This is a genomic window from Gammaproteobacteria bacterium (assembly GCA_016716465.1).
Taxonomy (GTDB): domain Bacteria; phylum Pseudomonadota; class Gammaproteobacteria; order SZUA-140; family SZUA-140; genus JADJWH01.
On record JADJWH010000001.1, the window covers coordinates 295415 to 310015 of the forward strand.

At 66.3% G+C, this 14601-nt stretch carries 9 protein-coding genes; 7 read left to right on the forward strand and 2 right to left on the reverse strand.

Going from position 1 to position 14601, the window contains the following annotated elements:
* The first annotated feature begins 56 nt into the window (after positions 1-56).
* Together IPM20_01435 and IPM20_01440 are read left to right on the forward strand one after the other, a co-directional pair.
* Entirely contained in the window at positions 57-1910 is a 1854-nt protein-coding gene (locus tag IPM20_01435; GenBank protein MBK9130294.1) for a copper resistance system multicopper oxidase, read from the forward strand.
* Between the two features lie 27 nt (positions 1911-1937).
* A complete protein-coding gene (locus IPM20_01440; GenBank protein ID MBK9130295.1) occupies positions 1938-2639 on the forward strand; it encodes a copper resistance protein B in 702 nt (233 codons plus the stop codon).
* 18 nt (positions 2640-2657) lie between these two features.
* Here IPM20_01440 and IPM20_01445 read toward each other — a convergent pair whose 3' ends face one another.
* Positions 2658-4424, reverse strand: a complete 1767-nt coding sequence (locus tag IPM20_01445) for a cation:proton antiporter (protein ID MBK9130296.1) — start codon at positions 4422-4424, stop codon at positions 2658-2660.
* 233 nt (positions 4425-4657) lie between these two features.
* Between IPM20_01445 and IPM20_01450 the strand changes: the two genes are divergently transcribed.
* The 4 genes from IPM20_01450 to IPM20_01465 all read left to right on the forward strand — a co-directional run bounded on the left by IPM20_01450 (position 4658) and on the right by IPM20_01465 (position 13053).
* Positions 4658-6844, forward strand: coding sequence for a tetratricopeptide repeat protein (locus IPM20_01450; protein MBK9130297.1), 2187 nt, complete (start codon positions 4658-4660; stop codon positions 6842-6844).
* Positions 6845-6966: 122 nt separating this feature from the next.
* On the forward strand, positions 6967-8373 hold the full coding sequence (locus tag IPM20_01455; GenBank protein MBK9130298.1) for an FkbM family methyltransferase: 1407 nt from the start codon (positions 6967-6969) through the stop codon (positions 8371-8373).
* A 43-nt stretch (positions 8374-8416) separates the two neighbouring features.
* A complete protein-coding gene (locus IPM20_01460; GenBank protein MBK9130299.1) occupies positions 8417-10573 on the forward strand; it encodes a tetratricopeptide repeat protein in 2157 nt (718 codons plus the stop codon).
* On the forward strand, positions 10570-13053 hold the full coding sequence (locus IPM20_01465) for a tetratricopeptide repeat protein (GenBank protein ID MBK9130300.1): 2484 nt from the start codon (positions 10570-10572) through the stop codon (positions 13051-13053). The genes IPM20_01460 and IPM20_01465 overlap by 4 nt, the downstream gene beginning before the upstream one ends.
* Positions 13054-13115: 62 nt before the next feature.
* On the opposite strand, the gene IPM20_01470 is transcribed toward IPM20_01465, so the two are convergent.
* Positions 13116-14027, reverse strand: coding sequence for a LysR family transcriptional regulator (locus IPM20_01470; GenBank protein ID MBK9130301.1), 912 nt, complete (start codon positions 14025-14027; stop codon positions 13116-13118).
* Between the two features lie 272 nt (positions 14028-14299).
* Between IPM20_01470 and IPM20_01475 the strand changes: the two genes are divergently transcribed.
* Positions 14300-14572 (forward strand): hypothetical protein, encoded by a 273-nt coding sequence (locus IPM20_01475; GenBank protein ID MBK9130302.1) that lies wholly within the window; start codon positions 14300-14302, stop codon positions 14570-14572.
* The last annotated feature ends 29 nt before the right edge of the window (positions 14573-14601 follow it).

The following is a 14601-nucleotide window of genomic DNA, read 5'->3' on the forward strand; positions in this document are numbered from 1 at the left end:
TGTTCGTTCGGGCACGGCGAACCCCGCCGCGCCCCCGCTGGATAAGGAGATATGCAATGTCCATCAAGCGCTCGCCTGCGCACAGGCAGGTATCAAAATCACGCCGGCGTTTCGTGCTGGGTACGCTTTCCGCCGGTGCGCTGGCCGTCGCCGGCCGTGCCCTGGCCGACGGTGGCGGTTTCCGCCCCGGCGAGGTCCTGAGCGGCAATGTTTTCGATCTTGAGGTCGGATATCGGTCGGTGAATTTCACCGGCCGCGAGGGCAGGGCGACCGTGGTCAACGGCGCCTTGCCCGCCCCCGTGCTGCGCTGGAAGGAGGGTGACCGGGTGCGCCTGCGGGTCACCAATCGTCTCGCCGTCGATACCTCCATCCATTGGCACGGCATCGTGCTGCCGGAAGGGATGGACGGTGTCCCGGGATTGAGTTTCCCGGGCATCAGGCCGGGCGAGGCCTTCGAATACAGCTTTCAGGTTCGTCAGAGCGGCACCTACTGGTACCACAGCCATTCCCATTTTCAGGAACAGACCGGCGTCTATGGCCCCATCGTGATCGAGCCCCTCCGGCCCGAACCCTATGCCTACGATCGCGATTACGTGGTGATGCTGTCGGACTGGTCGGACGAGACGCCGGAAGCGATCTTCGCCCGCCTGAAGAAGCACAGCGAATTCTATAATCGGAACCCGCGCACGGCGGGCGACCTGTGGCGCGAGGTGCGGGACAAGGGCGTCTCTGCGGCGTGGCGCGACCGCGCGATGTGGAACGAGATGCGCATGAGCGACCGCGATCTCTCCGACGTGACCGGCGCGACCTACACCTTCCTGATGAACGGCAGGACACCCGCCGAGGGCTGGACGGGTCTGTTCCGGCCCGGTGAAAAACTGCGCCTGCGTTTCATCAACGGCTCCGCGATGACCTTCTTCGACGTGCGCATCCCCGGGCTGAAGATGACGGTCATCGCCGCCGACGGCCAGCACGTGGAGTCCGTGACCGTGGATGAGTTTCGCATCGGCGTGGCCGAGACCTACGATGTGCTGGTCGAACCGGAGGGCGATGTCGCCTATACGGTCTTCGCCCAGGCGATCGACCGCTCCGGCTATGCGCGCGGCCTGATCACCCCCGATCCGGCGCTGGGCGCCGAGGTCCCGGCGCTCGATCCCCCGCCACGGCTGACGCATGCGGACATGGGCATGGCGCATGACATGGGGCATGACGCTGATGCGGCGCAGGCCATGGATCATGGCGCGCACGCGATGTCCCACGACGAAATGAACATGGACATGGAGATGGACATGGAGGGGATGGCGGGCATGGATCACGCGATGCACGAATCCCCGGATGCCATGCCGGCCGCGCCGGAGATGGGGTCGGGCAAGGCCGGCCAGGGCAGCAGTCGCCCGCTGCGCCATCCGCGCAGTGAACGGGGTCCCCAGGTGGATATGCAGGCCGCCGCTCCGCGTTATCGGCTGGAGGATCCCGGGCCGGGCTTGCGTGATAACGGCCGGCGGGTGCTGACCTATGCGGACCTGCGCAACCTGAGCGAGACCCCGGACCCGCGCGAGCCCGGACGCGAGATCGAACTGCACCTGACCGGCAACATGAGCCGCTACATGTGGTCGATCGACGGCATCCCCTTCGCCGCGGCGGAGCCGCTGCGCTTCACCTATGGCGAGCGGCTGCGCATCACCCTGGTGAACGACACGATGATGAATCATCCGATCCATCTGCACGGCATGTGGAGCGATCTCGAGACCGGTGACGGCGACTATATCCCGCGCAAGCACACGGTCATCGTGCAGCCCGGATCGAAGCTGAGCTATCTGGTGACCGCCGACGCGCGCGGTCGCTGGGCGTATCACTGCCATCTGCTCTACCACATGATGGGCATGTTCCGTGAAGTCCAGGTCGGATAGGGGGATGCCATGAAGAGACTGGAAATGATGATCTGTGTCGTGCTCGCTTCCCTGTGGACCCTGCCCGCCGGCGCCGAACCGCATGCGCATATGGAAGACGATCCCGTGCTGGGCAAGTTCATGATCGATGCGCTCGAGGTGCGCGAGGTCGAGGGCGACAATCCGGTGAAATGGGACATCGAGGCCTGGCTGGGGAAGGATCTGCAGAAGCTGTGGCTCAAGAGCGAGGGCAGGCGCAGCGACGGCACGACGGACGCCGCGGAGCTGCAACTGCTCTACTCGCGCGCCGTCTCGCCCTACTGGGACGTGCAGGCCGGCTGGCGCGGGGACCTCGAGCCGCGACCGCGCCGCGACTGGCTGGCGATCGGGCTGCGGGGCACCACGCCGTATTTCCTCGAACTCGATGCCGCGCTGTTCGCCGGCGAGTCGGGACGGACCGCGTTGCGCGTGAAGGCGGAGTACGAATTCCGGCTCAGCCGCCGGCTGATACTGGGTCCGGCCCTGGAGGTGGACGCCTACGGCAAGGATGACCCCGCGCTCGGCACTGGCTCGGGACTGTCGACGGCGCGGCTCGGGTTACGGCTGTATTACCAGGTGACGCCGCAGGTCCTGCCGTATCTTGGGATCGAGGGCCGGAGACGATTCGGGGAGACCGAGGAGTTCGCCCGTGCCGGCGACCGGAACCCCGACGATGCCTGGCTGCTCGCGGGCCTGCGCGCCTGGTTCTGAGCGGCGGGTGTAGCGCGCCTAATCCGGCCTTCCGTCTCCGGAGTCGGGCTGCAGCGTCTCCAGCAGCGCGATCTGCAGGCGGGAATGGAACCGGATCAGCTTGCGTCCCAGCACGATGCCGAGCAGCGTGACGGCGGAACCCGTCAGGACCAGCAGTTCCAGCGGGGGCAGGATGCTCGAACTCAGCGCGCCGATCAGCAGCAGGAACATCATCATCGAGAGCAGGGGGATGAGTTCGGAGAGTATCTCGCGCACCTTGGTGGTGTGGCGGCCGGCGAATGACTGCCGCACACCGGTCTCCGCCAGCAGCATGCTGAGCGCCTTCAGCTTGCGATAGGCCGCCACCAGGAACGGCAGCGACAGGATCAGCGCCCCGGCCCACAGCACGGCGCGCTGATAGCGTTCGCTCAGTTCAGAGGTGCCCAGCCATCCGGACAGCGGTTCGGCGAAGTAGGCCATGCCGAGAAAGGCGGCCGCGATCAGCGTGACGTTGATCGCCACGTGCGCGAGGATGCGCCATACCATCGCCGCGAGCACGGCGCGGTCGCCGCGCGGCTGCAGGCTCTGCAGCCATTCGGTATACAGGACGAGGGTGTTGCGGAACGCGCCCGGCATGCGGTCGGCGAGCTGGTCCGCCAGCGGATCGGAGGCGCGGATGAGGTATGGCGTCAGCAGGGTGGTGATGGCCGAGACGGTGACCGCGATCGGATACAGGAAGTCGCTCGTGACGCCCAGGCTGACGCCGAGAGCCGCGATGATGAAGGAGAATTCCCCGATCTGCGCCAGCCCCATGCCGACGCGCAGCGAGGTCCGGCCGTCGTTGCCGGCGACGAAGGCGCCCATGCTGCAGGTGAGGATCTTGCCGATCACGACCGCCAGCGTGATGGCCGCGATCGGCAGGGCATGTTCGATCAGCACCGCGGGATCGAACAGCAGCCCCACGGCGACGAAGAATATCGCGCTGAACATGTCGCGTAGCGGCTCGATCAGGCGCTCGATACGCTTCAGCTCGCGCGCCTCGGCGATGATCGCGCCGATCATGAAGGCGCCGAGCGCGACGCTGTAATCGAGCTGGATCACCAGCAGGCAGAAGCCGAAGCACAGGCCGAGCACGGTCACCAGCAGCATCTCGTCGCTGTCGAAGCGCGCCACATAGGTCAGCAGGCGCGGCACCAGCAGCAGGCCGATCACCACCGAGACCACCATGAATACCGTCAGGCGCGTCAGCGTGCCCGCCACCTGGGCCACGTCCATGGAGCCGGATACCGCCAGGCTCGACAACAGCGCGATGATGGCGATGGCGAGGATATCCTCCACGATCAGGATGCCGAGGATCAGGTGCGCGAAGCGTTCATGTTTCAGCTTCAGCTCGTCGAGGGCCTTGACGATGATCGTGGTCGAGGAGATCGCGAGCATTGCCCCGAGGAACAGGGCGTCCATGGTCTGCCAGCCGAAGAAGCGTCCGATCTCGTAGCCAATCCAGATCATCAGGACGATCTCGCTGATCGCCGCCGCCAGCGCGGTGATGCCCACCTGGCGCAGGCGGCGCAGACTGAATTCCAGGCCGAGCGAGAACATCAGGAAGATCATGCCCAGCTCGGCGAGCATGTTGATGGTGTCCTTCTCGGTGATGAGCGGGAACGGCGGCGTATGGGGACCGATGATCACGCCCGCGAGGATGTAGCCGAGGACCACGGGCTGCTTGAGCCGATGGAAAAGCACGGTGATCACGCCGGCGATCAGCATGATGACCGCGAGATCCTGGATGAAATGCATGGCATGCACGATCGATCGACTCCCCGGCGTCGGACTTGTCCCTGTGGTGCCGCGCTCGCGCGGCCGGTCCATTATGACAGCATCGTGGAGCCCTCGTACTGTTTCATCCGCCGTGGATGCGCGCCGCGCTGGAAATGCGTAGGGCGGCTGGGCCATACTTGCGTCATGCGAAAGCGTTCCTCCAGGCGGGATCCGGACCGCTCGCGAAGTTGTGTAAGTGTTGACCGATGCGCGGATATGTGATGACGGTCCCCAACAGAAACGATCCCTGTCCCTGCGGCAGCGGCAAGAAATACAAGAAATGCTGTCTCGGCGCCGAACGCGACGCCATGACCCCGGCCGCGCGCGGCGTGGACCGTCTGGTCACGGATGCGGCCGATCTCCGGCGTCGTGGCCGGCTGGCGGAGGCGGAGGCGGCGTGCCGCGAGGCGCTGAAGATCGATCCCGGACGGGCCGAGGTCTTGCATCTTCTCGGTCAGCTCGCCGCCGAGGCCGGACAACCCCGTCTGGCGGTCGGCTGGTTCGAGCGCGCCGTCGCCGGGGACGATCGCAACGCCGACTACCATAACGACCTGGGGCTGGCGTATGCGGCGCTCGATCGACACGATCGGGCCGCGGCGAGTTACGAGCGGGCCCTGGCCTTGCGTCCCGATCTGTTCGGTGCCCAGGTGAATCTCGCCTGTGCCTACTCCGCGCTGGGCGGGCAGGAGGCCGCGGCGGAGGGTTTCCGCAGGGCGCTGAAGCTGAGGCCGGATTCGGAGGTCGCGCATTTTAATTTGGGCAATACCTGTTACACCCTCGGCAGGTTCGACGATGCCGTGGCGAGTTACCGCGCGGCGCTGGCGCTCAAGCCCGACTATTACCAGGCCTGTGTCAATCTGGCCAACGTTTATATCGATCAGGGCAGACCCGAGGAGGCCGTGGCCTGTTGCAGGCAGGCGATCGCGCTCAATCCGGACAGCGCGGTCGCGCATTACAATCTCGGTCTCGCCCGTTTCAACCAGGGCAAGCTGGACGACGCCGAGGCGGGTTACCTGCGGGCGCTGGCGCTGAAGCCGGACTATGTCAACGCGCGGGTGAATCTGGCCCTGCTCTACATCAACATGGGGCGGCTGGCCGAGGCCATGGCCTGTTACCGCAGGGCGCTGGAGATCCAGCCGGATTCCGCGCTGGCGCGTGGCACGCTGTTGTTCACCATGCTGTTCCAGCCCCGGTATTCTCCCGCGGACATCTTCGAGGAACACCGGCGCTTCGCCGAATACTGCGAAAGGCCGCTCAGGCCGTTCTGGCGCGGGCACGGAAATTCGCGCGAGCCCGGCCGCCGCCTGAAGGTGGGGTACGTATCATCGGACTTCCGCAATCATTCCGTGGCCTATTTCATCGAGCCGATTCTCAGCCAGCACGACAAGACGCAGGTCGAGGTGTTCTGCTATTACAGCCATGCGAAATACGACCAGGTGACGCAGCGCATCGCCGTGAGCGCGGATCACTGGATACCCTGCAAGGCCATGACCGATGAGCAGCTCGCGGAGCGCGTGCGCGCGGACGGCATCGATATCCTGGTGGACCTCGGCGGGCACACCATGCATAACCGCCTGCTGGCGTTCGCCCGCAAGCCGGCCCCGGTACAGGTGACTTACCTGGGATATCCCGCGACTACGGGGCTGAGCGCGATGGATTACCGCCTGACCACGGTGGAGGTCGATCCACCCGGACAGGAGTCGTGGCACAGCGAGAAGCTCTATCGCCTTCCGCGCAGCCTGTGGTGCTACCGTCCGCCCGAAGACCGCCCGGAGATCGCCGCGTCCGCGCCCTCGGCACGGACGGGTGTGATCACCTTCGGGTCATTGAACGCCTTCGCGAAGATATCCGATGCGACGCTCGCGCTCTGGAGCGCGGTGCTGCGCGCGATCCCCGCTTCGCGTCTGCTGATGACCAGCGTGCCGGAGGGCTCGGTGCGCCGCTCGCTGCTGGAAAAATTCGCCGGGCACGGCATCGATGCGCAGCGCCTGAGCGTGTGGAACCGGGTTCCCGCGCAGCAATATGTGGAAATGCTCGGACAGATCGACATCGCCCTCGACCCGTTCCCCTACAATGGCACGACCACCACCTGCGAAACCCTGTGGATGGGCATACCCATGGTCACGCTGGCCGGCAACAGTTCGGTGTCGCGTTCGGGTTGCGCCCTGCTGAAATCCGTCGGCCTCGAAGAACTGATTGCGCCGGATGAAGACGCCTACGTCGGGATCGCGGCCGCGTTGTCCGCCGATCCCGCGCGGCTGGCCGCCTTGAGATCCGGACTGAGGGCGCGGATGATCACCTCGCCTCTCAGGGACGAGGCAGGCCTGACCCGCGAGCTGGAGGCCGCCTATCGGGCCATGTGGTATACTTGGTGCGCTTCTAATTCCGATACCGCCGCTGATGCATGAAGGTCCCGTAGTCTCCACGACAAGGAGGCGGTGCGCGGACGCTTCGCGCGCAGGGCAGGATATCCGGCTCATCGTGGCGCGGGTTCGGGATCACAAACCTATAATATAAAGCGTATCCCGCCATGACGATCATCCGCCCGGACAAATTCGCGACCCATGAAATCGTCGGCCAGGTGAAAATCTGCTGTCCGGTCGGTGACGGCCTGATGACTCCCTATATCCTGAACGAGCAGCAGGACTGGTTCGAGGACGAGATCAAGTTTCTGCGCGAGATCGCCCGTCCGGAGACCCGCTTCATCGACATCGGCGCGAACTACGGTCTGTATTCGCTCTCCATCGCCAGTATCTGCCGCGACGGACACGTCTGGTCCTACGAGCCGGGTGGCGAGACGGCCGGCTATCTGAACGAGTCGATCGGCGCCAACCGGTTCCGTCACGTCACCCTGGTCAACAAGGCGCTCTCCAACAAGGCCGGCGCCGGTCGCCTGCGTACCGGCGACAATTCCGAGCTCAATGCGCTGACCGACGCCGACGATGCGGGTCGCGGCGAGACGGTGGAGCTCACCACGCTTGATGCCGAGTGCGCGCTCTACGACTGGCGCGAGATCGATCTCGTGAAGATCGATGCCGAAGGCCACGAACTCCAGGTGCTGGAAGGAGGCCTCCGGTTTTTCACCACGGCCTCGCCCCTGGTCATGTTAGAGATCAAGGCTGGCGCGAACATCGATCTGGTTCCGGTCAATTATCTGATCGCGCAGGGCTACCGGTCGTATCGGGTGATCCCCGGGCTGCAGGCGCTGGCCCCGCTGGATGTCAGCGCACCGATGGACGGCTTCCAGCTCAATACCTTCTGCTGCAAACCGGATCGCGCCGCGGCGCTGCTGTCGCTGAACAGGTTGGTGACCGATCCGGGATCCGCCGCCCTTTCCATCCCTGCGACGAGCCTGTGGGCGGAATTCCTGCGCGCGTACCCGTTCGGAGCGGCCCACGCCGGGGAATGGCAGGGTAGGACCGCGACCCGTCCCGAGGACGGCTGGCAGGAATACGAAAGGGCCCTGAATCTCTATGCCATCGCGCGCGCGCCGGAGCGAGACATCACCACCCGGTACGATGCGCTGCACGCGAGTTATCGCGCGCTGGAAGCGTTGTTGCAGCAGCGCGCGACCCTGCCGCGCGTACTGAGTTTCGCCCGGGTCGCCATCGACTTCGGTGCGCGGGTCAATGCCGTGCAGGCACTGGCTTTCTTTCTCCGGTCGGTGGAGGGGCATATCGGGCAGCTGATCACGGGCGAACCCTATCTGTCGCCTTCCGCTGAATTCGAACGCATCACTCCCGGACTGGTGCCGCAGAACTGGGCCATCGCCGCTGCGCTGGATGCCTATGAGAAGTTCCGGAGTTACTCCAGCTATTTCATCGAGCCCAACCAGACGCTGCAGATCGTGCAAGAGATCAGCCGCCTCGGATATTCCACTCCGGGCATGCAGAGAAGGGCGGACCTGGCCGGCCGCAGAATAAGCGCCGGCGCCTGATCCCGCGCCTTGTCCTTCTTGCCGGCGTACGACGAGCGGGATGATGAGCGAGCAGACATTGCAGGACGCCTTGATGCATCACAAGGCGGGTCGCCTGCCGGAGGCGCAATCCCTCTATCAGGACATCCTGCGCACACAGCCGGATCATCCCCAGGTCTTGTACCTGCTGGGTGCGCTGCACTGTCAGGCGGGAAGGTTCGAAGCCGCGATCGATCCGCTCGAACGTGCGGTGATGCTCAGGGGCGACGAACCGAGGCTGCATCACGACCTGGGTCGGGCGTACGGCGGCGCAGGCAGGCTCAATGAGGCCGCCGCGGAGTTCGGCCGCGCGCTGGAGCTGAAGCCGGATTACGCCGATGCGCAGCAGAGCCTGGGCCTGGTCCGGCTCGATCAGGACCGGCTGGAGGAATCCGCCGCCTGTTTTCGCGCGGCGATCGCGCTCAAGCCCGACCTGGTGCTGGCGCATTACAACCTGGGCCTGGTCCTGATTCGCCAGGACCGGCTGGACGAGGCGGCGGCCTGTTACCGGCAGGCGCTGTCGTACAAGCCCGACTTCGCCCAGGCGCATCACAATCTCGGGCTGGCGCTCAGCCGGCAGGACCGGCTCGGCGAGGCGATGGAGCACTACCGTCGCGCCCTCGCGCTCGATCCCGGTCTCGTCGCCGCCCGATACAACCTCGCCCTGGCGCAGAATAACCTCGGCCGTCTCGGCGAAGCGGAGCAGTCCTATCAGGAGGTACTGGCGCAGGCGCCCGACCACATCGAGGCGAGACTCGATCTGAGCCTGCTCTGCGGCGACCTGGGCCGGGTGGACGAGGCCGTGGTGCTCGCGCGCCAGGCGGTCGCGCTCGCTCCGGATCAGGCCAAGGCGCATCTGAATCTGGCCAATGCCCTGCTGCGCCAGGGACGTCTGGAAGAGGCCGTCGCGTGCTGCCGCCGTGCGGTGGAACGGGACCCCGATCTCGCCGACGCGCGCAGCGCCCTGCTGATGGTCATGCAGTACCTGGGGACCGCGACGGCCGCCGAGCTGTCCATGGAGTCCCGGCGCTTCGGCGCGCATTTCGAGCAGCCGCTCCGTGCCGAGTGGCGACCACATGCGAACGACCGCGATCCGCGGCGCAGGCTCAAACTGGGTTACGTGTCGGCCGATTTCTGTTTCCATTCGGTGGCGTATTTCTTCGAGGGGATACTGGCGGCCCACGACCGTGCCAGTTTCGCGATCACCTGCTACTACAACCATAACCAGCACGATGCGATGAGCGAGCGGTTGCGCGCCATGGCGGACGGCTGGGTCTGTTGCCGCGGGATGACGGATGCGCAGCTGGCGGAGCGTATCCGCCGCGACGGGATCGATATCCTGGTCGATCTGTCGGGACACACCCGGGGCAACCGCCTGCTCGCGTTCGCGCGCCGGCCGGCGCCGGTGCAGGTGACGTATCTGGGCTATCCGGGCTCGACCGGACTGGAGTCGATGGATTACCGCCTGTGCACGGAGGACACCGATCCGCCGGGGGCGGAGGCCTGGCACAGCGAGCGGCTGCTGCGCCTGCCGCGCGGCCTGTGGTGTTATCGCGCGCCGGCGGGGCTCGCGGAGGAGGATGTTGCGCCCGTGCCGCGTGGCGGCGGAATCACCTTCGGTTCGATGAACATGATCGCGAAGATCTCGCCACGCACGCTGTCGCTGTGGGCGAGACTCCTGTTGCAGATCCCCTCATCGCGACTGGTAATGACGAGCGTGCCGGAGGGGGAGACGCGTGCGCGGCTGCGGGAGGTGTTCGCGGCGGAGGGGATCGTACCGGAGCGGGTGGAGCTGTACGGGAAACTGCCGTACGCGGAATATCGCGCATTGCTGGCGCGGGTGGACATCGCGCTGGATCCGTATCCGTACAACGGGACGACGACGACCTGCGACACGCTGTGGCGCGGGATCCCGGTGGTGAGCCTGAGGGGCGAGACCTCGGCGTCGCGCTCGGGGTACGCGCTGCTGAAGGCGGTGGGCCTGGAGGATCTGGCGGCGGAGGATGAAGCCTCCTACGTGCGCATCGCCGTCGCGCTGGCGCAAGACGCGGCACGGCGCGCGGACCTGAGGTCGGGGTTGCGCGCGCGGATGGAGGCGTCGGCGCTGCGCGACGAGGCGGGCTTCACGCGCGAACTCGAGGCCGCCTACCGCGCCATGTGGCGGCAGTGGTGCGGGCAATGACGCCTGCCGAGATGTTCGCGCAGGCCATTCACCTGCAGCAGGCGGGGCGCCTCGACGAGGCGCGCGAACTGTGCGAACGGATGCTCGCGCGGGATGCGCGCGATACGCGCGCCATGCATCTGCTCGCGACACTGGCGCGCCAGGCCGGGCGCCAGGATGTCGCGCTGGAGTGGCTGACGCGCGCGCGCCGTATCGACGCCGCCGATATGTCGATCGCCTGCGACCTCGCACTGTGCTGCTGCATGCTGGGACGCTTCGACGAGGCCGCGGGGCATTTCGAGGCGGTCCTCGCCGCGCAACCGGGGCATGTCGAGGCCTGGTTCAATCTCGGCAACGTCCAGCTTACCCGCGGCCGTCTGGAGGACGCCGTGGGCTGTTTCCGCCAGGCGCTGGCCTTGCGGCCGGAGCTGGCGGCAGCCTATCAGAACCTGGGGCTCGCCCTGTTCCGTCTGGGGCGCCTGCACGAGGCCGCGGACTGCTACCACCGCCTGCTCGCGGTCGCGCCCGGTTCCGCGGACGCCCATCTCGGTCTGGGCCTGGTCCGCGGCGCGGAGGGAAACTTCGCGCAGGCCGCGGCGGATTTCGAGCGCGCCCGCGCGCTGAATCCGGGCAATCCACTCGCGCACTATCATCTCGGGCTGACGTATTTCAACCTCGGCCGGATGGAGGAAGCGCTCGCCGCCTTCGAACAGGCCATCGCCCTGCGGCCGGATTACCTCGAGGCCCATATCAATCGCGCCAATGTCCTGATCCGGATCGGCCGCCTCGATGAAGCGGCGACGGCCTGCACGCAGGCCCTGGGCCGCAGGCCCGATGCGGCCGAGGCGCATCTCACGCTCGCGCTGGCGCGGCTGGGCCAGGGCCAGCTGGAGGCGGCCGCGGCCGCGTGCCGGCAGGCGATCGCGCTCCGCCCGGAGTATGCCGAGGCCCACAGCAATCTCGGCCATGTCTGCATCGAACTGCGCCGGCTCGACGAGGCTGTCGCGAGCTGCGCGCGCGCGGTCGCGCTCCGGCCGGACATGGCCGGCGCGCACTACAATCTGGGGCTGGCGTATTTCGGCCTCGGACGGCTCGACGAGGCCGTGACGAGCTACCAGCGCGCGCTGAGCTGCCGACCGGAGTATCCCGAGGCCCTGGTGAACCTCGGTCTCGCCTGGGTCCAGCTGGGGCGCGGATCGGAGGCGCTCGCCAGTCTGGCGCGCGCGCTCGCCCTGGACCCGGATTCCCCCAAGGCGCACAGCGCGCGACTGCTGACGCAGTGTTACCTGTCGTCGACCACGCCCTCCGAGTCGCGTGCGGCGCAACGCTTCTTCGTCGAGCGCTGCGAAGCGCCGCTCAGACCACAGTGGCGCCGGCATGACAATCCGCGCGATCCGGCGCGGCGCCTGAGGATCGGCTATGTCTCGCCCGACTTCTGCCGCCACTCGATCGCCTATTTCATGCTGCCGGTGCTGGCGCGGCACGACAAGGCGCAGGTCGAGGTCCATGTCTATTACACGCGCCGGGGGCAGGATGATGTGACCGCGCTGATACGGCCGTACGCCGATCATTGGACGGATTGCGCCGCATGGACGGACGCGGCGCTGGCGGAACGGGTACGCGCGGATCGGATCGATATTCTGGTGGATCTGTCCGGACATACCGAGGGCAACCGCCTGCTCGCGTTCGCGCGCCGGCCGGCGCCGGTGCAGGTGACGTATCTGGGCTATCCGGGCTCGACCGGACTGGAGTCGATGGATTACCGCCTGTGCACGGAGGACACCGATCCGCCGGGGGCGGAGGCCTGGCACAGCGAGCGGCTGCAGCGCCTGCCGCGCGGCCTGTGGTGTTATCGTCCGCTGCTCGATCCCGATGCGCCTGGCAGCGCCGGTCGCGAGCGCGACGACGGGCTCGTGTTCGGTTCGATGAACGCCTTCGCCAAGATTTCCCCGGCGATGCTGCGCCTGTGGTGCGCGATACTGCGCGCGCTGCCGCTGTCACGGCTGGTAATGACGAGCGTGCCGGAGGGGGAGACGCGTGCGCGGCTGCGGGAGGTGTTCGCGGCGGAGGGGATCGTACCGGAGCGGGTGGAGCTGTACGGGAAACTGCCGTACGCGGAATATCGCGCGCTGCTGGCGCGGGTGGACATCGCGCTGGATCCGTATCCGTACAACGGGACGACGACGACCTGCGACACGCTGTGGCGGGGGATCCCGGTGGTGAGCCTGAGGGGCGAGACCTCGGCGTCGCGCTCGGGGTATGCGCTGCTGAAGGCGGTGGGCCTGGAGGATCTGGCGGCGGAGGATGAGGAATCCTACGTGCGCATCGCCGTCGCGCTGGCGCAAGACGCGGCACGGCGCGCGGCGCTGAGGTCGGGGCTGCGCGCGCGGATGGAGGCTTCGGCGCTGCGCGACGAGGCGGGCTTCACGCGCGAACTCGAGGCCGCCTACCGCGCCATGTGGCGGCAGTGGTGCGACGGAGGCGGCGGTAACCCGCGCTGATTTGGCGCGGAGGGATGTTTCAGCGAGTTCCGGTTCCTCGGACGGTCGCGACAACGAGCGTGTCAGCGGATTTCATCCGCCAGCGGGAAGGACAGCCGTTCCTTCATCCACTCGATGAAGGCCTGCACCCGGTGCGAGAGCTGGTGCCGGTTCGGATGTATCGCGTACACCGGCATCGGTTCGGCGCGGGCCTGGGGCATCACCTCGACCAGTTCGCCCCGTGCGATGTGGTCGAGCAGGCCGTAGGCCGGCGCCTGTATCAGTCCCAGTCCGGCCAGTCCGCAGGCGACATAGGTCTCGGCATTGTTCACCGTGATGCGGCTGCGCAGCGTGCGGCTGCGGTATTCACCGTTATCGGAATATTTCCACGGCAGGATGGTCCCGCTGCCGGATGAGGCGTAATTCACGACCCAATGATCGTTCAGGTCTGTCGGTGCAAGGGGGACGCCATAGCGTTGCAGGTAGGATGGGCTGGCACAGCTGAGCAGCGGGAAGTGTCCGATCAGATGGCTGGTCATGCCGCTCGAGTAAAGGTTGCCGACACGGATCACACAGTCGACGCCTTCCTGCAGGATGTCGACCGGGCGGTCGGTGGCGCCGAGCTCCAGTTCGATCTCGGGGTGGCGCGCGAGGAAATCCGGCAGTGCGGGCACGATGATGATGCGCGCGACGCGTGTTGGTACGTCGATCTTGAGCCGGCCTCGCACGCGCGCCGGCACATCGCGAAACAGGTTTTCAATATCGTCGAGTTCGGCCAGGAAGCCGCGGCAGCGTTCCACCAGGGCCGAGCCGTCGCGGGTGAGCTGAACGATGCGCGTCGTCCGGTGCAGCAGGCGTGTACCGAGCGTGGACTCGAGTCGTTGCACGGCACTCGAGACGGTCGCGCGCGGCAGGTTCAGTTGATTGGCGGCCTGGGTGAAGCTGCCCGTCTCGGCGACGCGCAGGAAGACGTGCATCGTATCGATTCTGTCCATGACCCGTCCCGGCAGATTGTTCAGAAATCCTGACCAGTCTATTCAGATATTGCCTATTTATCCAGGAAACAATGATCAATAGACTCTTTCCAATACTCGCTGGCCCGGTACCCAGGCAGGAGAAAGGAAGGAGCGGCCGGGGCAGGATCAGAGCGACTCACCATGAGAGATATAGCCCCGGGAAATCTCCGTTAACCTGCTGAATCACTGGTGTTTCCGTTGTCTTTCTGAGTAAGACCCGTTGCAGTTCATATCAAGCCCAAGGGGATCGTATGCACACGGCGCTGATAACGCTGGGAGGCTTTGTCCTGCTCGGTATTATGCTGCTCGCCTGCCGTTTGCTGGACGCCTCCGGACAGGAGCTGGCGTCGGCGATCGTGGCGAAGATGTTCATCCCGCTCTGGCTGGGGTGCGCCTTGTTGAATCTCTGGTTCTGTACCTCCGTCGCGGGCCAATCGACGGTTGGGGAGCTGCGGAATTTCCTGCTGATCTTCATCCTGCCCGCCATGACGGCCGCCGTCTGCGTCCGACGGATGAAATCCTAGTGGCTTGGGAATCCTCACGCGCTGTCTCG

Bases quoted from the DNA above. Each gene is read 5' to 3' on its own strand.
- IPM20_01465 (MBK9130300.1), top strand. From the start codon at position 10,570: ATGACGCCTGCCGAGATGTTCGCGCAGGCCATTCACCTGCAGCAGGCG.
- IPM20_01450 (MBK9130297.1), top strand. From the start codon at position 4,658: ATGACGGTCCCCAACAGAAACGATCCCTGTCCCTGCGGCAGCGGCAAG.
- IPM20_01475 (MBK9130302.1), top strand. From the start codon at position 14,300: ATGCACACGGCGCTGATAACGCTGGGAGGCTTTGTCCTGCTCGGTATT.
- IPM20_01455 (MBK9130298.1), top strand. From the start codon at position 6,967: ATGACGATCATCCGCCCGGACAAATTCGCGACCCATGAAATCGTCGGC.
- IPM20_01460 (MBK9130299.1), top strand. From the start codon at position 8,417: ATGAGCGAGCAGACATTGCAGGACGCCTTGATGCATCACAAGGCGGGT.
- IPM20_01470 (MBK9130301.1), bottom strand. From the start codon at position 14,027: ATGGACAGAATCGATACGATGCACGTCTTCCTGCGCGTCGCCGAGACG.
- IPM20_01435 (MBK9130294.1), top strand. From the start codon at position 57: ATGTCCATCAAGCGCTCGCCTGCGCACAGGCAGGTATCAAAATCACGC.
- IPM20_01440 (MBK9130295.1), top strand. From the start codon at position 1,938: ATGATCTGTGTCGTGCTCGCTTCCCTGTGGACCCTGCCCGCCGGCGCC.